The following is a 19,215-nucleotide window of genomic DNA, read 5'->3' on the forward strand; positions in this document are numbered from 1 at the left end:
ATCAGTTTCCCGCCGACAGCAGTCCCGCGACCCGGCGAGCCGTAGCCGCGTCCCGGGCCGTCGTGAACGGCAGGGCGTTGCCGCCCGTGATCCGGAACGGTTCGCCCGCGTGGGTCAGGTGGGCGCCACCCGCCTCCTCGACCAGGAGAATGCCCGCGGCGTGATCCCATGCGGCCTCCCAGCTGAACGCGGTCGCGTCCAACTCGCCCCGGGCGATGGCGAGATACTCCAGCCCCGCCGAGCCGCACGCGCGCGGCCTGACCCCGTCGGTCCACAGGCCCAGCAGCGCGCGCTTCTGTTCGTCGGTCGTGTAGTCGGGGTGGGACGTGGCGATGTCCAGGTCCCGGCCGGGCTCCGGCGCGCCGGAGTGCAGCCGCTCGCCGTCGAGGTAGGCGCCCTTGCCCCGTATCGCCGTGGCCAGTTGGTCGCGGGCGGGGGCGTAGGTCCAGGAGGCGAGCAGGACGCCGTGCTGTGCGAGCGCGACCAGCGTGCAGAAGCCGGGGTCTCCGTGCACGAACTGGCGGGTGCCGTCGACGGGGTCGACGATCCAGACCGGGGCGTCGCCCTGTAGCGCGTCGTACGACGCCGGGTTGGCGTGCACCGCCTCCTCGCCGACCACGACCGAGCCCGGGAGAAGCGCGCCGAGCACCCCGGTGAGGTACTGCTCGGCGAGCCGGTCGGCGTCGGTCACCAGGTCGTGCGGTCCGGCCTTCTGGTCGATCTCATGGGCGGCGAGCTGCCGGAAGCGGGGCATGATCTCGCCCGCGGCAGCCTTGCGGACCGCTTCCTCCACGTCCGCTTCGTGCTGTGCGAGAAACTCGTCGATGGTTTCGTTGTATCCGATCACCCCTCCATGAGAGCACGCCCCGCTGACAGTCCCCGCCTGCCCGGTGGACGCCGGATGGCATCGGCATGAACATGGGGGGTGCGTATCCGCAGGTCAGGGGTGTGCGTATCGGCAGGTCAGGGGCGTGCCCATGACGCCCGGCGGCCGTTCTCAGCGCCCGACGGCGTAGCCCTGCATCCCCCGTGGATTCGCCGCCGCCGACAGCACCCCGGTCTCCGGGTCCCGCGCGACCGCGCACAGCCGGCCCTCCGACCAGGCGTCACCGACGGTCACCGCATGGCCACGCCGCCGTAGCTCCGCCACCACCTCGGGGGCCGTACGGGACTCCACGGTGACGCTTCCCGGTCGCATCCCGCGTGGGTAGAAGGAACCGGGGAAGCTGTCGTTGTGCCAGTTCGGGGCGTCGATCGCGCCCTGGAGGTCGAGGCCGCCGCGGACCTGGCCGCGCAGGGCGACCGCGAGGAAGAAGTGCAGCTGCCACTGGTCCTGCTGGTCCCCGCCGGGCGTACCGAAGGCCATGACGGGCACACCGTCGCGCAGGGCGACGGACGGCGTGAGCGTCGTACGGGGCCGCCGTCCCGGTGTCAGCGAGTTCGGCAGGCCCTCCTCCAGCCAGGTCATCTGGAGCCGGGTGCCGAGCGGGAAGCCCAGTTCGGGCACGACGGGGTTGGACTGGAGCCAGCCGCCGCTGGGGGTGGCCGCGATCATGTTGCCCCAGCGGTCGACGATGTCGAGGTGGCAGGTGTCGCCACGGGTGCCGCCGTCGGCGGAGACGTCGGGCTCGCCCGGCACCGGCGACGTCGGGCTCTTGGCGACCGTGGGTTCACCTGCGCCCAGCGCGTCGAAGCCGGGCCCCTCGGTGGCCGCCACGCGCGCGTGGGCGCACAGTCGCGGGGCGCGGCCGCCCGGGCTGCCGGGCCGCAGCTCGTGGGAGGCCCTCTCGCCGACCAGCTCCCGCCGTGCGGCGTTGTAGCGGTCCGACAGCAGCTCGTCGAGCGGTACCTCGGTCGCGTCGCCGTACCAGGCCTCCCGGTCGGCCATGGCCAGCTTGCAGCCCTCGATCAGCAGATGGACGTAGTCGGCGGACCCGTACCGGGGCAGCTCGTGCGGCAGCAGCGCGAGCTGCTGGAGGAGGATCGGGCCCTGACTCCAGGGGCCGGCCTTGCACAGGGTCCAGCCGTTCCAGTCGTACGTCGCCGGCGCCTCGTAGGTCGCGGACCAGCCGGCGAGGTCGGCGGCCGTGAGCGTGCCGGAGTGTCGCTCGCCGCTGGTGTCCAGGGTGGGCCGCCGGGCCTGCCGCACGAGGGCCTCGGCGATGAAGCCGGTCCGCCACACCTCCCGCGCGGCCTCGATCTGCGCGACCCGGTCCCCGGCACCGGCGACCTCGTCCAGCAACCGCTTCCAGGTGGCGGCGAGGGCGGGATTGCGGAACAGCTCCCCGGGCCGGGGCGGCTTCCCGCCCGGCAGATACACCTCGGCCGACGAGGTCCACTCCGTCTCGAACAGCTCCCGCACGGTCTCGACGGTCTCGCCGACCCGCTCCACGGGCGCGTGCCCGTCTTCGGCGTAGCCGATGGCGTACTGGAGCACATCGGCGAGGGACCTGGTGCCATGGTCCCGCAGGAGAAGCATCCAGGCGTCGAACGCGCCGGGCACGGCGGCGGCGAGCGGTCCCGTCCCGGGCACGAGTTCCAGCCCGAGCCCCCGGTAGTGCGCGACGGTCGCCCCGGCCGGCGCCACGCCCTGCCCGCACAGCACCCGCACCTCGCCGCCCGCCGGGGCGAGCAGGATCGGTACCTCACCGGCCGGCCCGTTGAGATGCGGCTCGACGACATGCAGCACGAACGCGCCCGCCACGGCGGCGTCGTACGCGTTACCCCCGCCCTCCAGCACGGCCATCGCGGACTGCGAGGCGAGCCAGTGGGTGGAGGACACCATGCCGAAGGTGCCTTGGAGTGTGGGGCGGGTGGTGAACATAGGACCTCTCACCTCGCTGTTTACACACATTGGCCCGGCTGACGGGCAATCAGGACCGGCCTTCCCGCTCCCCCAGCAGGCTATCGATCACCGACGCGAGCACGACAGGGGAGCGAAGTCATGGATCCGAGTCGGGAGTTGGGCGGTGGCGGCACACGCGACTTAAGAAGCCGTATCCACGCGGTGCCACCAAGGGCTCGGCGTGGATGGCTCCATGTGCACCGCCTATTCGGGTGCTTGTGTGAAATCGACGCTTCTCGCGTGTGGGCCGGCGGCATACCTCTGGCGAGCACACACCGATCGAAGGAGATACTTATGCGTGCACCTGCCATGCTTGCCGCCGTCGCTCTCGCCGGGAGTGTTCTGCTCGGAGGGCCGGGCCAGGCCTTTGCCGACGAGAACGACGATGCGAGCAACAGCGGAATGGAATTCGGGAACAGCGCTCCGGCTGATTCCGATTTCGGCCAGGGTACGTCCGAGGCCGGACAGGGCGCGTCCGGCTTCGACCAGGGTGCGTCCGGCTTCGACCAGGGTGCGTCGGGCTTCGGCCAGGGCGGGTCTGGTTTCGGCGAGGGCCTGGATCTCTGACGGCCACGCCGCCGCGCCTTCGTCCCCACGCCCCGCACCGGGATGCTCTCGGTGCGGGGCGTGGGATCGGGGCCTGCCGGAGGGCCCTGACGGAGGGCGGAGATCCAGGTCACAATCTGCGAGAGGGAAAGGTCACAGCCCTGCCCTCTGCTGCTCCTTTGTCGTTCTGACCTAGCATCCGAGCATGACGGTCCTGCCTGACGACGGGCTCTCGCTGGCCGCCGAGTTCCCTGACGCAACCCATGAGCAGTGGCAACACCTGGTGGAAGGTGTGCTGCGCAAGTCGGGCAAGGACGTCTCGGGCCCGGCAGCGGTAGAAGCCCTGTCCACTGCTCTGGAGGACGGGCTGCGCACCCGTCCCCTGTACACCGCGCGCGACGCCGCGCCCGATCCCGGCCTGCCCGGGTTCGCCCCGTTCGTCCGTGGCGCTCGCGCCGAGGGCAACACGGTCGGCGGCTGGGATCTGCGCCAGCGGCACACCACGGTCACGGACGGCGTGGCGCTCGCGGACCTGGAGAACGGCGTCACCTCGCTCTGGCTGGTCCTCGGCGAGGGCGGCATCCCGGTGGCGTCGCTCGGCCGGGTCCTGGACGGCGTCTATCTCGACCTGGCCCCCGTCGCCCTCGACGCGGGAGCCGACGTGGAGCCCGCCGCACGGGAGTTGCTGCGGCTGTACGAGGAGCGGGGCGTCGCCAAGGAGGCTGCGCGCGGCAACCTCGGCGGGGACCCGCTCGGCCATGAGGCCCGTACCGGAGAGTCCTCGGCGTTCGCGCCGGTCGCCTCGCTCGCGCGGCTGTGCGCCGAGGAGTACCCGGGGCTGCGGGCGCTGACCGTGGACGCGCTGCCGTATCACGAGGCCGGCGGCTCGGCCGCCCAGGAGCTGGGCTGCTCGCTCGCGACCGGCGTCGCGTATCTGCGGGAGCTCACCGCGGCGGGGCTGACGGTCGAACAGGCGTGTGCGCAGCTGGAGTTCCGCTACGCGGCCACCGCCGACCAGTTCCTGACCATCGCCAAGCTGCGGGCGGCGCGTCGGCTGTGGGCGCGGGTGACCGAGGTGTGCGGGGCGCCGAGCGCGCAGGTGCAGCACGCCGTCACCTCGCCGGTGATGATGACGCGCCGCGACCCGTGGGTGAACATGCTGCGCACGACTGTCGCCACGCTGGCCGCCGGGGTCGGCGGCGCCGACGCGGTGACCGTGCTGCCCTTCGACCACGCGCTCGGCCTGCCGGACGCGTTCGCGCGACGCATCGCCCGCAACACCTCGACCATCCTCATCGAGGAGTCGCACCTCGCCCGGGTGATCGACCCGGCGGGCGGCTCCTGGTACGTGGAGCGGCTCACGGACGAACTCGCCCATGCGGGCTGGGAGTTCTTCCAGCGGATCGAGGGCGCCGGAGGCCAGGCCGCCGCGCTGCGCTCCGGGCAGCTGGGCCAGGACCTCGCCGCGACCTGGCAGGCGCGGGCCGGCAAGCTCGCCAAGCGCCGCGAACCCGTGACCGGCGTCAGCGAGTTCCCGCACCTCTCCGAGCCGCCCGTGGAGCGCGAGCCCGCCCCCGAACCCCGGTCCGGCGGCCTCCCCCGGGTCCGCCGCGACGAGGCGTACGAGGCCCTGCGCGCCCGCTCCGACGCCCACCTGGCCGCCACCGGCTCCCGGCCCCGGGTCTTCCTGGCCGCGCTGGGCCCCGCCGCCGCGCACACCGCGCGCCTCACCTTCGCCTCGAACCTCTTCCAGGCGGGCGGCATCGAGCCCGTCACCGGGGGCACGTTCGAGGAGAGCGGTGCCACCGAGGTGTGCCTGTGCTCCAGTGACGCCCTGTACGAGGAGCAGGCCGAGTCCGTGGCCGCCGGGTTCAGGTCGGCGGGCGCCACGCATGTGTTCCTCGCGGGCCGGCCCGGGCAGTACACCGAGGTCGACTCGTACGTCTTCGCGGGCTGTGACGCCGTCGCCGTGCTGTCCGCCACCCTCGACCGCATGGGAGTGTCCTGATGGGAATCCCCGACTTCTCCGGGATCGAGCTGGGGACCCCGACCGCCGGCGGCGGCGCCGACGAGTGGCGTACGGCCGTCAAGCAGGCCACGGGCGGCGACGAGCCGCTGTGGGAGACACCCGAGGGCATCGCGGTCAAGCCGCTGTACACGGGCCGTGACCTGGAGGGCCTGGACTTCCTGTCGACGCAGCCGGGCATGGCGCCGTATCTGCGCGGCCCGTACCCGACGATGTACGTCAACCAGCCCTGGACGATCCGCCAGTACGCGGGCTTCTCGACCGCCGAGGAGTCCAACGCCTTCTACCGCCGCAACCTCTCGGCCGGCCAGAAGGGCCTTTCGGTCGCCTTCGACCTGCCGACCCACCGCGGCTACGACAGCGACCACCCGCGCGTGACGGGTGACGTCGGCATGGCGGGCGTGGCGATCGACTCGATCTACGACATGCGGCAGCTGTTCGACGGGATCCCCCTCGACAGGATGACCGTGTCGATGACGATGAACGGCGCCGTGCTGCCGGTGCTCGCGCTCTACATCGTGGCGGCGGAGGAGCAGGGCGTACCGCCGGAGAAACTGGCCGGGACCATTCAGAACGACATCCTCAAGGAGTTCATGGTCCGCAACACCTACATCTATCCGCCGAAGCCGTCGATGCGGATCATCTCCGACATCTTCGCCTTCACCTCGCAGCGGATGCCGCGCTACAACTCCATCTCCATCTCCGGCTACCACATCCAGGAGGCGGGCGCGACGGCCGACCTGGAACTGGCGTACACCCTCGCGGACGGCGTGGAGTACATCCGCGCGGGCCGCGAGGCCGGTCTGGACGTGGACGCGTTCGCGCCCCGGCTGTCGTTCTTCTGGGCGATCGGCATGAACTTCTTCATGGAGGTCGCCAAGCTGCGGGCGGCGCGGCTGCTGTGGGCCAAGCTGGTCAAGCAGTTCGACCCGAAGAACTCCAAGTCGCTGTCCCTGCGCACCCATTCGCAGACCTCGGGCTGGTCGCTGACCGCGCAGGACGTGTTCAACAACGTCACGCGCACGTGTGTCGAGGCGATGGCGGCGACGCAGGGCCACACACAGTCGCTGCACACCAACGCCCTCGACGAGGCGCTGGCCCTGCCGACCGACTTCTCGGCGCGCATCGCCCGCAACACCCAGCTGCTGCTCCAGCAGGAGTCCGGCACCACGCGGGTCATCGACCCGTGGGGCGGCAGCGCCTACGTGGAGAAGCTGACGTACGACCTCGCCCGGCGGGCCTGGCAGCACATCCAGGAGGTGGAGGCGGCGGGCGGCATGGCCAAGGCCATCGACGCGGGCATCCCCAAGCTGCGCATCGAGGAGGCCGCGGCCCGCACCCAGGCCCGGATCGACTCCGGTCGCCAGCCGGTCATCGGCGTCAACAAGTACCGCGTCGACAGCGACGAGCAGATCGAGGTGCTCAAGGTCGACAACTCCTCCGTGCGCGCCCAGCAGATCGCCAAGCTGCGGCGGCTGCGCGAGGAGCGGGACGAGACCGCCTGCCGGGACGCCCTGGACGCCCTGACCCGGGCCGCCGGCGGCGAGGGCAACCTGCTGGAGCTGGCGGTGGACGCGGCCCGCGCGAAGGCCACCGTCGGGGAGATCTCCGACGCCCTGGAGAAGGTGTACGGGCGGCACGCGAGCCAGATCCGTACGATTTCCGGCGTGTACCGCAACGAAGCCGGCCAGTCCCCGTCCGTGGACCGCACCCGTACCCTCGTGGACGCCTTCGAGGAGGGCGAGGGCCGCCGCCCCCGCATCCTGGTCGCCAAGATGGGCCAGGACGGCCACGACCGCGGCCAGAAGGTGATCGCCACCGCCTTCGCCGACCTCGGTTTCGACGTCGACGTCGGCCCGCTGTTCCAGACCCCGGCCGAGGTGGCCCGCCAGGCCGTCGAGGCGGACGTGCACATCGTCGGGGTGTCGTCGCTGGCGGCCGGACACCTCACCCTCGTACCGGCGCTCAAGGAGGCGCTGGCCGAGGAGGGCCGCGAGGACATCATGATCGTGGTGGGCGGGGTCATCCCGCCGCAGGACGTCGCGACGCTGCTCCAGATGGGCGCGGCGGCCGTCTTCCCGCCCGGGACGGTGATCCCGGACGCGGCCTACGACCTGGTCAAGCGGCTGGCGGCCGACCTCGGGCACGGCATCTGAAGCCCATGGCGATCGAACTCGATGCGTATGTGAAGGGTGTACTCGACGGGAAGCGGGCGGTCGTCGCCCGCGCCATCACCCTCGTCGAGTCCACCCGTCCCCAGCACCGGGCGCTGGCCCAGCGGTTGCTGACCGAGCTGCTGCCGTACAGCGGGAAGGCACGCCGGATCGGCGTCAGCGGGGTGCCGGGGGTCGGCAAGTCGACGTTCATCGACGCGTTCGGCACGATGCTCACCGGCCTCGGTCACCGGGTCGCGGTGCTGGCCGTGGACCCGTCGTCCAGCCGTACGGGCGGGTCGATCCTGGGTGACAAGACGCGGATGGAGCGCCTGGCTGTCGACCCGGCGGCCTTCATCCGCCCCTCCCCCACCGCGGGCACGCTGGGCGGCGTCGCGAAGGCCACCCGTGAGTCGATCGTGGTGATGGAGGCCGCGGGCTACGACGTGGTGCTGGTGGAGACGGTCGGGGTCGGCCAGTCGGAGACCGCGGTCGCGAACATGGTCGACTCCTTCCTGCTGCTCACGCTGGCCCGCACCGGCGACCAGCTCCAGGGCATCAAGAAGGGTGTCCTGGAACTGGCCGACGTGATCACCGTCAACAAGGCGGACGGCCCGCACGAGCGGGACGCCCGGGCCGCCGCCCGCGAACTGTCGGGCGCGCTCCGGCTGATGCACGGCCCGGACGCCGCCTGGACCCCGCCGGTCCTGCACTGCAGCGCCCGCGAGTCGACCGGCCTGGACACCGTCTGGGAGCGCCTCGAACAGCACCGGACCCTGCTGGACTCCACCGGCCGCCTCGCCGCCAAGCGCCGCGACCAGCAGGTCGACTGGACATGGAACATGGTCCGTGACGAACTCCTCGGCCGTCTGCACGCGGACGGGGCGGTACGGGCCCTCGCGCCGAAGCTCGAACAGCTGGTCAGGGACGGCGAGTTGACGGCCACGCTCGCCGCCGAGCGGATCCTCGCGGCGTTCGAAGGAGAGCGCGGCCCTCAGGATCAGCACACCGAGGTGTCGGGATTGCGCGGTGCGACCAGCCCCGACTCATAGGCGAACACCACGAGTTGGGCCCGGTCTCTCGCCCCCAGCTTCGTCATCGCCCTGCTGATGTGGGTCTTCGCCGTGAACGGGCTGATCACCATGTGCTCGGCGATCTCCTCGTTGGTCAGGCCGCGCGCCGCCAGCGCCGTCACCTCGCGTTCGCGGCGGGTCAGACACTCCAGGCCGGGGGCCGTGGCCCGGTCCGGAGGGCGGGAGACGAACTCGCCGATCAGGGTGCGGGTCACCGACGGGGACAGCAGCGCCTCGCCGCCCGCCACCACCTCGATCGCCTGGAGCAGGTCGGCCGGCTCGGTGTCCTTCAACAGGAAGCCGCTCGCGCCGGCCCGCAGTGCCTCGAAGACGTACTCGTCGTGGCCGTAGTTGGTGAGGATCACGACCCGGACTCCCGACAGGGCGGGGTCGGCGGCGATGTGCCGGGTCGCCTCGATGCCCGTCATCACCGGCATCTGTACGTCGATCAGCGCGATGTCGGGCACCTGGGCCCGGATCAGCGCCAGACCCCGTTCGCCGTCGGCCGCCTCGCCGACCACCTCGATGCCGTCCTCGGCCTCCAGCAGGGCCCTGAAGCCCGCCCGCATCAACGCCTGGTCGTCGACGAGCACCACCCTGATCACGCCGTCCGTCATCCCGCCTCCCCCAGCGGCAGCCGTGCCCGCACCGCGAATCCGCCCTCCGCGCGCGGGGCGGCGTCCAGAGTGCCACCGAGCGCCGTGACACGTTCACGCATGCCGGTCAGCCCGATGCCGGGCGTCGGCGGTCGGGACGGATCGGCGGTGCCGTCGTCCTCGACGCATATCGCCAAGTCGCCGTGCTCATAAGCGAGTCGCACGCTCACCTTCGCCGGTCCCGCGTGCCGTGCCGCGTTGGTGAGTGCCTCCTGGACGATGCGGTACATCGCCCGGTCCACGGTTGCGGTCAGCGGCCGTTCCTCCCCCGTCACCGTCAGATCGACCGCGAGCCCCGCCGTCCGCGCCCGCTCCACCAGCAGCGCGGGAGTGCCGGTCGGCTCGTCGGTGCGCAGTACCTCCAGTGTGGCGCGCAGCTCGCGCATGGCCTCTCCGCTCGCCTCCTGGATGGCGAGCAGGGCGGGCGGCACCTCTTCGCCGCGCTTGCGGGCCAGGTGCACGGCCACGCCCGCCTGGAGCTTGACGATCGAGATGCTGTGGGTGAGGGAATCGTGCAACTCCCTGGCTATACGCAGGCGTTCCTCGCCCGCCCGGCGCAGCGCCGCCTCCTCCCGGGTGCGTTCGGCCTCCAGGGCGCGCTGCTCCGTCTGGCGCAGATACGCCTGCCAGTTGCGGTCGGCGAGGCCCGTCACCACCGCGCACAGGAACCAGCCCGCGAGGAGCGACGCCTCGCGCGTGACATCCGAGGCCGCCGAGCCCGCGGCCACGTATCCGCCGAGGAAGACGGCGGCCGCGGCCGCTGCGGTACCCCGATGCCCTGTCCGCGACGCCGTGTGCACCGCCACCACGACGGGAACGACCAGCCCGGCGGCGGGCCCGGCGTGCACCACGTCGGCGAGCAGGCAGCCGGTGGTGACCGCGAGGACGGCCCGCGGGGCGATGCGGTGCGCGGCCAGGGCCAGCGAACCGGCCACGATCAGCGCCCAGTCGACGGGCCCCGCCCGGTCGTCCGCCACGGCGGCGAGCACGGTGATCACGCCGACCACGACCGCGAAGGTCGCGTCGGCGAGCCGCTCGCGTGTGATCCGGTACCCGCTCATGCCCGCACACTAGACCGCCGCACCGACAGCAACGTCAGCCCTGTGGACGGCTCTTCGACTACTCCCGGCGTAGTAGTGCCGGGCACCGGTCCGCCTCGCCGGAGCAGCACCGACTGTCTTCGGCTGTACGACGCCCCGGACCGCCCCGGCGGCGCACGCTGCTGTCCATGCCCACACCCTTCCGTTACACCGAGCCCCTCCCGCCCAAGTCGGCCACCGGCACCGTCGTCGAGGTGTACGCGCAGATCGCCCTCGACTTCGGCATCGCCGAACCCGTCACCTTCGTGGTCCTGTCCTCCGCGCCCGAGCTCCTCGCTCCCACCTGGGCGTTGCTGCGCGAGTCCCTCATCGCGGGGCCCGGCACCCGCACCGGCAAGGAACTGGCGGCCCTCGGGGTGTCCCTCGCCAACAAGTGCCCGTTCTGCGTGGACGCGCACACCGTGCTCCTGCACGCCACCGGCGACCACGCGCTCGCCGAACGCCTGGCCCGCGGGGAGCGCCCGGAGAACGAGGAGCACGCGCGTGTGCTCGCCTGGGGGCAGGACACGCGCGTGCCGGGCGCCGCCCTGGAGCCGTATCCCTTCCCCCGCGAGCACGCCCCCGCCTATCTCGGCACCGCACTCACCTTCCACTTCATCAACCGGATGGCGTCGGCCCTGCTGACCGAGAACCTGCTGCCGGCGGGCGCCCAGCGCTTCCGGGCCGTACGCAGCCTCACGGGCCGCACCCTCGCCCGCACCGTGCGCCGCCCCGCCCGCCCCGGCACGTCCCTCCCGCTGCTCGACCCGGTCGACCCCGGCGAGGCCCCAGCGTGGGCGGAGGGCACTCCCGTCGGCATCGCGTACGCGGCGCTGCTCAGGGCGGCCATGAGGGGCGCGGGCCTGCTGGACGCCGACGACCACCACCTCCTCGAACAAACCCTCCAGGACTGGGACGGAAAGCATCCACCGCTCGCCTGGGACGGGTTCCCGGACCGCCGGGAGCGTCCGGGGGCGCGGCTGGCCCTGCTGGCCGCCCTCGCGCCGTACCGCGTCACGGACGAGGACGTGACGGCATGGCGCCGGCCGGAGCACACCGACCACTGTCTGGTGCATCTCGTGGCGTACGGCGCCTTCCTGGCGGTCGATCGCATTGAAAGCGCTATCTGCGCCCAAATCACCCAGGAGGCCATGTAACTCGCCCAGGACACCCCGTAATTGGAGCCCTGATACGGCCCTTCCGTAATGGCGTCAGCACGGAGCGAGTTGGCACTTCCGTCCCACAGGGAGTCATGTGACACTGGCGTCCCGTCCGCAGTGCGGACTCCTTCCGCACCATCCCCCACGAGAAGTGCGCCGTGCGTTCTCTGCCCTTGCCGCTTGCCCTCACCGCGCGTCTGTCGCCCGTCGTCGTGCTCGCCGCGGCGGGCTGGGCGCTGTCGTCCGGACCGCTCGCCGCGACGGCGGCGACCGAAGACCAGGCGACGCAGAAGAGCGGCGAGGAGTCGCCGACGGCCCCCGCCACGGCTGCCGCGTCGAAGACGTACGCCTCCGCTCCCTCACCGTGCGACAGCCTGGGCTCGAAGACGATAAAGGCGCTCGTCCCGGAGGCGAAGACGGCCGGCAAGGAGATCCCGTCAACCGACTCGAAGCTGCGCCGCACCTGCTCGTGGAACGCGCTCAAGGGGTTCGAGTACCGGTGGCTGGACGTGTCCTTCGAGATCACGGAGTCGGACGAGGCGGCCCAGAAGTCCTACAAGGACCGCGTCGCGGACCGGAGCGGCGGCGGTGACGTCCCCGGCATCGGCGACTCGGGGTACTCGGTCGTGAACCTCACCACCGAGGACAAGCAGCAGACCCGCGAGGGCGTGGTGCTGGTCCGCGTGTCCAACGCCCTGGTCTCCGTCACGTACAGCGGCAGTGACTTCGAGTCGAAGAAGGCGCCCGGCACCGACGAGATCAACAAGGGCGCGATCAAGGCGGCCAGGGAGGCGGTCGCCGCCTTGGAGGAGGGCCGGGAGGGCTGACCGTCCTCCAAGGCGGGCCGGCCCGGTTCAGGCCGCGGGTTCAGCGGCGACGCGTTCCCGGTGACCGGCCATCAGCACCACGTAGAGCACCAGCGAGGCGCCCAGGCCCACCGCCCAGCCGTAGTCGGCGAGGGGCTTGAGGAACGGGATCAGTCCGTCCGTCGGGAAGGGCCCGGTCTTCGCGCCGTCGGCGCCGACGCCCGAGTACGAGCCGCCGACCGCGAGGACGCCGCCGACGAGGAAGGCGACGATCGCGCGCCAGTTCCAGCCGGACGCGTACCAGTAGCGCCCACCGGGCGTGTACAGGTCGGCGAGGTGCAGGACCGTACGGCGCACGATCCAGTAGTCGGCGATCAGGATGCCCGCGACCGTGCCGAGCAGTCCGCCCACGACGCCGAGCCAGGTGAAGATGTAGAACTCGGGCGTCGAGATCAGCTTCCACGGGAAGATCAGGATGCCGACGACACCCGTGATCAGCGCGCCGGTACGGAAGTTGATGAGCTTCGGCGCCAGGTTCGCCAGGTCGTACGCCGGGGACACCACGTTCGCCGCGATGTTCACGGAGACGGTCGCGACGAGGACGATGACCAGCGCGAAGAGCAGCCCGAAGGCGTTGTCCGTCTTGGCCGCGAGGGCGACCGGGTCCCAGATCGCCTCGCCGTAGACGACCTCGGAGCCGGAGGTGACCAGCACGGCGAGGATCGCGAAGAGGGTCATGGTCGTGGGCAGGCCGAGGGACTGGCCCCAGGTCTGCGCCTTCTGACTGGCACCGAAGCGGGTGAAGTCAGGAATATTTAGGGACAATGTCGCCCAAAAGCCAATCATCCCCATGAGTGACGGAAAGAAGACCGGCCAGAAGTCGGCGCCCCAGCCGAGCTTCGACGGCTGGTCGAGCAGCGCGCCGAACCCGTCCGCCTTGACCGCGATCCAGACCAGCAGCACGAGCGCGCCGACGATCACGAAGGGCGCGGCCCAGTTCTCGAAGTGCCGCAGGAAGTCCATGCCCCGGTAGATGATCGCGATCTGGAGGGCCCAGAAGAGGAGGAAGCACAGCCACAGCGGCCACGGGTTGCCCGCGATCTTCCCGGCGTTCTCCCAGCCACCGCCGGTGAGCTTGGACCCCAGCGCGAAGATGCCGCTGCCGCCGATCCAGGTCTGGATGCCGAACCAGCCGCAGGCCACGGCCGCCCGGATCAGCGCGGGAATGTTGGCGCCCCGCAGTCCGAAGGAGGCCCGCGCCAGCACCGGGAACGGGATGCCGTACTTGGGACCGGCGTGCCCGGTGGCCAGCATCGGCAGCAGCACGATGATGTTGGCCAGGGCGATGGTGAAGACGGCCTGCTTCCAGTCCATGCCGAGGGCGACCAGGCCGGAGGCCAGAGTCCAGCTGGGGATGCAGTGGGCCATGGAGATCCACAGGGCCGCGAAGTTGTACGTCGTCCACTTGCGCTCGGCGACCGGGACGGGACGCAGGTCCTCGTTGGCGAAGGGGCTGTCGGCGGGGAACGCCTCGGGAGCGAGTTCGATGCGTCCGCCGGTGTCGGCGGACTGGGATATCTGTGACCCCGTGGGGACTGTGTCGGTCATGAGCAGGCCAATCGACGTGCGGGACGGGAGGGACAGGCCGTGCGGGGGCCTTGGGCCCCTCCCCGGGGCGGAGGCGGGGAGGCCGGGGACCGCGGGGAGGGAGACAAGGTGTGGGGGGTCGGGTGGAGCGGTGTTGCTGTTCGGTGCGTCAACCAGCCGACGGATGTCAGGAGTTGTTGACCGCGGGAATGACCGACGAGCCGTACACGTCGATCACGGCTTCCTGCGCGTCGTGCATGTCGTAGACGGCGAACTGGTCGACGCCGAGCTCACGCAGCGCTTTCAGCTTCTCGATGTGCTTCTCGACCGGCCCGATCACACAGAACCGGTCGACGATCTCGTCGGGCACGAACTGCGTGTCCGGATTGTCGGCGCGCCCGTGGTGGGAGTAGTCGTACCCCTCACGCGCCTTGATGTACTCGGTGAGTTCGTCGGGTACGGCGGCGGAGTGCTGCCCGTACTTGGCGACCAGGTCGGCCACGTGGTTGCCGACCATCCCGCCGAACCAGCGGCACTGCTCCCGGGCGTGGGCCAGGGCCTCGGGCGAGTCGTCCGCGGTGACGTACGCGGGAGCGGCCACGCAGATCTTCACGTCCGCCGGGTCGCGCCCGGCGGCGACGGCCGCGTCCTTCACGGCCTTGACCATGTACTCGGTCAGATAGAGGTCGGCGAGCTGGAGGATGAACCCGTCGGCCTCCTCGCCGGTCATCTTCAAGGCCTTCGGACCGTACGCCGCCATCCATACGGGCAGTTCGGCGCCGGGCTTGATCCAGGGGAACCTCACGACGGTGCCGCCGCCGAGGTCTGCCTCCCGGCCGCTGCCGAGCGCCCGGATGACCTTCATGGCCTCGCTTATGCGGGCCAGGGTGTTGGGCTTGCGGCCGGCGACGCGCATGGCCGAGTCACCGCGGCCGATGCCGCAGACCGTGCGGTTGCCGAACATGTCGTTGAGGGTGGCGAAGGTGGAGGCGGTGACCTCCCAGGTGCGGGTGCCCGGGTTGGTCACCATCGGGCCGACCTTCAGCTTCTGCGTGTTGGCCAGGATCTGGCTGTAGATGACGAACGGCTCCTGCCACAGCACGGCCGAGTCGAAGGTCCAGCCGTAACCGAACCCGCTGCGCTCGGCACGTTTCATCAGGCTGACGACCCGCGAGGCCGGCGGGTCGGTCTGCAGGACGAGTCCGAAGTCCATGAGCTCCGCTCCTAGTTGAGGTATTGACAGGTGGAGCGGGGGGTGTAGACGCCCTGCCCGGCGCGGCCGGTGTACTCCCGCTCGGTGATGACGGGTTCGCCGCGCGAGAGGACCGTCTCGACCCGGCCGGTGGTCTGCTTGCCCTCGTACGCCGAGTAGTCGACGTTCATGTGGTGCGTCACGGCGGACATGACCTGCTCGGCCTGCGGGTCGTAGATCACGACGTCGGCGTCCGCGCCCGGCGCGATGGTGCCCTTCTTCGGGTACATCCCGAACATCCGGGCCGGGGTCGCGCAGGCGATCTCGATCCAGCGGCGGCGCGAGATATGACCGTCGAGTACGGCCTGGTGGAGCAGGTCCATCCGGTTCTCCACGCCGGGAAGGCCGTTGGGGATCTTCGAGAAGTCCCCGCGCCCCAGCTCCTTCTGGCCCACGAAGCAGAAGGGGCAGTGGTCGGTGGAGACGACCTGGAGGTCGTTCGTCCGGAGCCCCTTCCACAGCTGGGCCTGGTGCTCCTTGGGCCGCAGGGGCGTCGAGCACACGTACTTCGCGCCCTCGAAGTCCGGCTCGGCGAGGTTGTCGGTGGACAGGAACAGATACTGCGGGCAGGTCTCGCCGAAGACGTTCAGCCCCTCGTCACGCGCGCGTGCCAGCTCGGCGACCGCCTCCGTCGCCGAGACGTGCACGACGTACAGCGGGGCGCCCGCGACCTGGGCCAGTTTGATGGCCCGGTGGGTGGCCTCGGCCTCCAGCAGCGCCTTGCGCACCTCACCGTGAAAGCGGGGGTCGGTCTCGCCCCTCGCCAGCGCCTGCTCGACCAGCACGTCGATCGCGATGCCGTTCTCGGCGTGCATCATGATCAGGCCGCCGTTCTCGGCGGAGCGCTGCATGGCGCGCAGGATCTGGCCGTCGTCGGAGTAGAAGACGCCGGGGTAGGCCATGAACTGCTTGAAGGAGGTCACGCCCTCCTCCACCAGCAGGTCCATCTCCTTGAGCGTCTCCTGGTTCACATCGGAGACGATCATGTGGAAGCCGTAGTCGATCGCGCAGTTGCCCTCGGCCTTGGCGTGCCAGGCGTCGAGGCCCTCGCGCAGCGAATGGCCCTGGCTCTGCACCGCGAAGTCGATGATCGTGGTCGTACCGCCCCAGGCGGCCGCCCGGGTGCCGGTCTCGAAGGTGTCGGAGGCGAAGGTGCCGCCGAACGGCAGCTCCATATGGGTGTGGGCGTCGACGCCGCCCGGGATCACGTACTTCCCGGTGGCGTCGATGGTCCGCTCGGCCGTCCATGCCTCGGCGACCGGGGTGCCGCTCGCGGCGAGGGCGGCGATACGGCCGTCCTCGATCAGGACGTCGGCGTGCATCTCGTCGGACGCGGTGATGACGAGACCGCCGCGGATGACGGTACGGCTGGTCATGGTCCCTCTCCTCGCAGAGTGACTCGCAGGGTGAACGGTGCGGTCAGGGCGCGGTGAGCGGCGTGTACGCCCCCGGCGCCCGGTCGCGGTAGAACTGCCAGCGGTCGCGGACCTCGCGGAGTTTGGCCAGGTCCAGGTCGCGGACGACGAGTTCGGTCTCCTTGTCGCTCGCCACCTCCCCGACGAACTGGGCCTCCGGGTCCACGAAGTAGGTGGTGCCGTAGAAGTCGTTGTCGCCGAGGTCCTCCACGCCGACCCGGTTGATCGCGCCCACGAAGTACTCGTTGGCGACGGCCGCGGCCGGCTGCTCCAGCTGCCACAGGTAGCGGGAGAGTCCGCGGGAGGTGGCCGAGGGGTTGAACACGATCTCGGCGCCGCTCAGGCCCAGGGCGCGCCACCCCTCCGGGAAGTGGCGGTCGTAGCAGATGTACACGCCGATCTTCCCGACGGCCGTCTCGAAGACGGGCCAGCCGCTGTTCCCCGGACGGAAGTAGAACTTCTCCCAGAATCCCTGGACCTGGGGGATGTGGGTCTTGCGGTACTTGCCGAGGTAGGAGCCGTCGGCGTCGATCACGGCGGCGGTGTTGTACAGGACGCCGGGCTGCTCCTCCTCGTACATCGGCAGGACCAGGACGATGCCCAGCTCCTTGGCCAGTGCCTGGAAGCGCCGGACGGTCGGGCCCTCGGGGATCTGTTCGGCGTACTCGTAGAACGCCTTGTCCTGCACCTGGCAGAAATACGGTCCGTAGAACAGCTCCTGGAAGCACAGCACTTGAGCACCCTGGGCGGCCGCGTCGCGCGCCGCCTGCTCGTGTACCTGGATCATCGATTCCTTGTCGCCGGTCCAGGCGGTCTGGAAGAGGGCGGCACGAATCACTCGGCTCATCGGGACCTCCGGTCGCTCGGTGTGCGAGAAGGCTAGGAAGTCCGGACGATCGGTTTGAGTTGCACGGTGTCACGTCTGCGGGCATGCGGCGTGCCACGGTGTCACCCTGTCGTGATCCCATGTTTCACCGCCGTTTTCCCAGGTCGTCGCAGGTTTCAGCCCTGTTGCGCGTCGTGCGCGAGGAGTGCGATGTGCACCGATGCGGCCTGCTCGAAGTCGTCGAGGTCGACACCGAGCCGTCCCTGTATCGCCTCCAGGCGGCGGTAGAGCGCGGGCCGGGAGACGTGGTGGAGCTGGGCGGTGCGGGACTTGTTGCGGCCGGAGGCGAGATAGGTCCGCAACACGGCGAGCAGGTCCTCGTCCGCTCCGGAGAGCAGCCCGTCCAGCTCGCGCTCCGCGAAGGACTGCACCTGCGGGTCGTCCCGCAACAGGCGGATCAGGCCGCGCAGATGGACGTCCTTGAGGCGGACGACTGCCGGGAGGTCGAGGGCGGCCGAGGAGTCGGCGACGGCGTCGGCGACATGCTGGGCCTCGCGCAGTCCGGCGGGGACCTCGTCCCAGGCGGTACGCGCGTCGGCGGCGGCCACGACGGTCCGGGGCGCCCCCGACTCCGAGCGCACCCGGGCGGCGAGGTTGGCGGTGAGCACGGCGGCGTCCTGGTCCCGGGCGAGGCTGAGCAGCACGGCGGTGGCTCCGTCGGCGAGCTCGGCGACGATCCCGGACAGCCCCAGCAGCCGCAGTACACGCTCCAGTTGGCCCGGTTCGCCGTCCCGCACGACCAGCGGCACGAAGGCACGCCGGTTGACCGGCAGCCCCGCGGCACGGGCACGTGGCAGCAGCTGCCTCGCCGGTACGACGCCGCTGACGAGGTCGGTCAGCAGGCTCTGCGCGGACTGCTCCTCCCAGGTGTGCGCGGAGCTGCCGCCGAGCATGCGGTGCAGCACGAGCGCCTCGGCGGCGCGGTCGGCGAGCAGCCGCCCGGTGGCGGTGTCGCCCCGGTATCCGCACAGCATGATCTGACCCCACCGCTCCCCGCGTCCGCCGAGTTCGGCGCGGATCCAGCCGTCGCCCGCGCTGCCGCCGGCCTGGCGGGCGATGCGCTCCCAGTCACGCAGCACGTCGTCCACGGCCGACCGCTCCCCCGCCGTGGCGAGGACACGGTGGGCAAGATTGGTGACGACCACGGGGCAGGCGCTGTGCGAGGCGACCTCGTCGAGGAGCCGTTGCAGCGGGGCGCCCGCGGTGATGAGGCCGGTGAGCGCGGTCCGTACCGCCTCCGAGAGGCTGACCGCGGCGAACTTCCTCCGCACCAGCCGGCACTGGACCTCCTCGGTCAGCTCGGCGAAGGGGAAGGGCCGGTGCAGGACGACCATGGGCAGCCCGCACCGCTCGGCCACCCGGCGCATCACGTCCGGCGGCGCGGGGAACGCCCGGCCGAGGCCCAGGACGACGGCCGCGGCCTCCGCCCGGTGCAGGGACCGGATGTACTCGGCCTGCTTGTCCTCGTCCCCGGCCAGCAGCACGCCGGTGGTGAGCACCATCTCGCCGCCGCTGAGCATCACCCCGACGTCCGGGGCCTCGGCGACATGCACCCAGCGCACCGGCCGGTCGAGCTGGCCGGCGCCGGCCACCACCTCGGGCTCCCCGGCGAGCACCCGCTCCAGGGTGAGGACCTGCCGGACCGACAGAGCGGGTTCCGAGAGTTCCGAAGGCTCCAACGGCTCAGAGGTGGTGGCCATGGCGATGTTTCCCTAACTCGGGTGCTCGGGT

The 19,215-nt window shown here is 71.2% G+C and carries 15 protein-coding genes; 6 read left to right on the forward strand and 9 right to left on the reverse strand.

Annotation, left to right across the window (positions count from 1 at the left end; genetic code table 11):
* Position 1 precedes the first annotated feature (1 nt).
* Positions 2–847 (reverse strand): inositol monophosphatase family protein, encoded by an 846-nt coding sequence (locus ADK36_RS14000; protein WP_048579481.1) that lies wholly within the window; start codon positions 845–847, stop codon positions 2–4.
* Between the two features lie 150 nt (positions 848–997).
* Complete coding sequence (locus tag ADK36_RS14005; protein ID WP_048579482.1) at positions 998–2,824, reverse strand: gamma-glutamyltransferase family protein; 1,827 nt, start codon at positions 2,822–2,824, stop codon at positions 998–1,000.
* A 315-nt stretch (positions 2,825–3,139) separates the two neighbouring features.
* Between ADK36_RS14005 and ADK36_RS14010 the strand changes: the two genes are divergently transcribed.
* The 4 genes from ADK36_RS14010 (at position 3,140) to meaB (ending at position 8,622) form a co-directional block, all read left to right on the forward strand.
* Positions 3,140–3,412, forward strand: coding sequence for a hypothetical protein (locus ADK36_RS14010; RefSeq protein WP_159029076.1), 273 nt, complete (start codon positions 3,140–3,142; stop codon positions 3,410–3,412).
* 184 nt (positions 3,413–3,596) lie between these two features.
* Positions 3,597–5,399, forward strand: coding sequence for a methylmalonyl-CoA mutase subunit beta (locus ADK36_RS14015; protein WP_048579484.1), 1,803 nt, complete (start codon positions 3,597–3,599; stop codon positions 5,397–5,399).
* Positions 5,399–7,573, forward strand: coding sequence for a methylmalonyl-CoA mutase (scpA, locus tag ADK36_RS14020; protein WP_048579485.1), 2,175 nt, complete (start codon positions 5,399–5,401; stop codon positions 7,571–7,573). Before ADK36_RS14015 ends, scpA begins: the two co-directional genes overlap by 1 nt.
* A gap of 5 nt (positions 7,574–7,578) precedes the next feature.
* Positions 7,579–8,622: a methylmalonyl Co-A mutase-associated GTPase MeaB gene (gene meaB / locus ADK36_RS14025; RefSeq protein WP_048579486.1), complete on the forward strand. Its 1,044-nt coding sequence runs from the start codon at positions 7,579–7,581 to the stop codon at positions 8,620–8,622.
* On the opposite strand, the gene ADK36_RS14030 is transcribed toward meaB, so the two are convergent.
* Together ADK36_RS14030 and ADK36_RS14035 are read right to left on the reverse strand one after the other, a co-directional pair.
* Positions 8,571–9,260, reverse strand: coding sequence for a response regulator (locus tag ADK36_RS14030; protein WP_053197694.1), 690 nt, complete (start codon positions 9,258–9,260; stop codon positions 8,571–8,573). The genes meaB and ADK36_RS14030 overlap by 52 nt on opposite strands.
* Entirely contained in the window at positions 9,257–10,360 is a 1,104-nt protein-coding gene (locus tag ADK36_RS14035; RefSeq protein ID WP_048579488.1) for a sensor histidine kinase, read from the reverse strand. Before ADK36_RS14035 ends, ADK36_RS14030 begins: the two co-directional genes overlap by 4 nt.
* A gap of 167 nt (positions 10,361–10,527) precedes the next feature.
* Between ADK36_RS14035 and ADK36_RS14040 the strand changes: the two genes are divergently transcribed.
* Positions 10,528–11,535: a carboxymuconolactone decarboxylase family protein gene (locus ADK36_RS14040; protein WP_048579489.1), complete on the forward strand. Its 1,008-nt coding sequence runs from the start codon at positions 10,528–10,530 to the stop codon at positions 11,533–11,535.
* Positions 11,536–11,696: 161 nt separating this feature from the next.
* The gene (locus ADK36_RS14045) at positions 11,697–12,365 is read left to right on the forward strand and encodes a hypothetical protein (protein ID WP_053197697.1); all 669 of its coding nucleotides are present in this window, start codon (positions 11,697–11,699) and stop codon (positions 12,363–12,365) included.
* Between the two features lie 27 nt (positions 12,366–12,392).
* Here the strand turns inward: ADK36_RS14045 and ADK36_RS14050 are convergent, their stop codons facing one another.
* The 5 genes from ADK36_RS14050 to ADK36_RS14070 all read right to left on the reverse strand — a co-directional run bounded on the left by ADK36_RS14050 (position 12,393) and on the right by ADK36_RS14070 (position 19,184).
* On the reverse strand, positions 12,393–13,952 hold the full coding sequence (locus ADK36_RS14050; protein ID WP_048579491.1) for an NCS1 family nucleobase:cation symporter-1: 1,560 nt from the start codon (positions 13,950–13,952) through the stop codon (positions 12,393–12,395).
* Between the two features lie 166 nt (positions 13,953–14,118).
* Complete coding sequence (locus tag ADK36_RS14055) at positions 14,119–15,144, reverse strand: TIGR03842 family LLM class F420-dependent oxidoreductase (RefSeq protein WP_053197698.1); 1,026 nt, start codon at positions 15,142–15,144, stop codon at positions 14,119–14,121.
* An 11-nt stretch (positions 15,145–15,155) separates the two neighbouring features.
* A complete protein-coding gene (hydA, locus tag ADK36_RS14060) occupies positions 15,156–16,559 on the reverse strand; it encodes a dihydropyrimidinase (protein WP_048579493.1) in 1,404 nt (467 codons plus the stop codon).
* Positions 16,560–16,602: 43 nt separating this feature from the next.
* Complete coding sequence (locus ADK36_RS14065) at positions 16,603–17,445, reverse strand: nitrilase-related carbon-nitrogen hydrolase (protein WP_048579494.1); 843 nt, start codon at positions 17,443–17,445, stop codon at positions 16,603–16,605.
* A gap of 155 nt (positions 17,446–17,600) precedes the next feature.
* Positions 17,601–19,184 (reverse strand): PucR family transcriptional regulator, encoded by a 1,584-nt coding sequence (locus ADK36_RS14070; protein WP_048579495.1) that lies wholly within the window; start codon positions 19,182–19,184, stop codon positions 17,601–17,603.
* Between the last annotated feature and the right edge of the window lie 31 nt (positions 19,185–19,215).

Origin of the sequence: Streptomyces viridochromogenes (genome assembly GCF_001270495.1) — a bacterium.
Lineage (GTDB): Bacteria > Actinomycetota > Actinomycetes > Streptomycetales > Streptomycetaceae > Streptomyces > Streptomyces viridochromogenes_A.

What these genes read in the sequence shown, in the direction of transcription:
- ADK36_RS14005 (WP_048579482.1), bottom strand. Translation starts at nt 2,824, where the DNA reads ATGTTCACCACCCGCCCCACACTCCAAGGCACCTTCGGCATGGTGTCC.
- ADK36_RS14055 (WP_053197698.1), bottom strand. Translation starts at nt 15,144, where the DNA reads ATGGACTTCGGACTCGTCCTGCAGACCGACCCGCCGGCCTCGCGGGTC.
- scpA (WP_048579485.1), top strand. Translation starts at nt 5,399, where the DNA reads ATGGGAATCCCCGACTTCTCCGGGATCGAGCTGGGGACCCCGACCGCC.
- ADK36_RS14070 (WP_048579495.1), bottom strand. Translation starts at nt 19,184, where the DNA reads ATGGCCACCACCTCTGAGCCGTTGGAGCCTTCGGAACTCTCGGAACCC.
- hydA (WP_048579493.1), bottom strand. Translation starts at nt 16,559, where the DNA reads ATGACCAGCCGTACCGTCATCCGCGGCGGTCTCGTCATCACCGCGTCC.
- ADK36_RS14050 (WP_048579491.1), bottom strand. Translation starts at nt 13,952, where the DNA reads ATGACCGACACAGTCCCCACGGGGTCACAGATATCCCAGTCCGCCGAC.
- ADK36_RS14015 (WP_048579484.1), top strand. Translation starts at nt 3,597, where the DNA reads ATGACGGTCCTGCCTGACGACGGGCTCTCGCTGGCCGCCGAGTTCCCT.
- meaB (WP_048579486.1), top strand. Translation starts at nt 7,579, where the DNA reads ATGGCGATCGAACTCGATGCGTATGTGAAGGGTGTACTCGACGGGAAG.
- ADK36_RS14035 (WP_048579488.1), bottom strand. Translation starts at nt 10,360, where the DNA reads ATGAGCGGGTACCGGATCACACGCGAGCGGCTCGCCGACGCGACCTTC.
- ADK36_RS14010 (WP_159029076.1), top strand. Translation starts at nt 3,140, where the DNA reads ATGCGTGCACCTGCCATGCTTGCCGCCGTCGCTCTCGCCGGGAGTGTT.
- ADK36_RS14065 (WP_048579494.1), bottom strand. Translation starts at nt 17,445, where the DNA reads ATGAGCCGAGTGATTCGTGCCGCCCTCTTCCAGACCGCCTGGACCGGC.
- ADK36_RS14030 (WP_053197694.1), bottom strand. Translation starts at nt 9,260, where the DNA reads ATGACGGACGGCGTGATCAGGGTGGTGCTCGTCGACGACCAGGCGTTG.
- ADK36_RS14040 (WP_048579489.1), top strand. Translation starts at nt 10,528, where the DNA reads ATGCCCACACCCTTCCGTTACACCGAGCCCCTCCCGCCCAAGTCGGCC.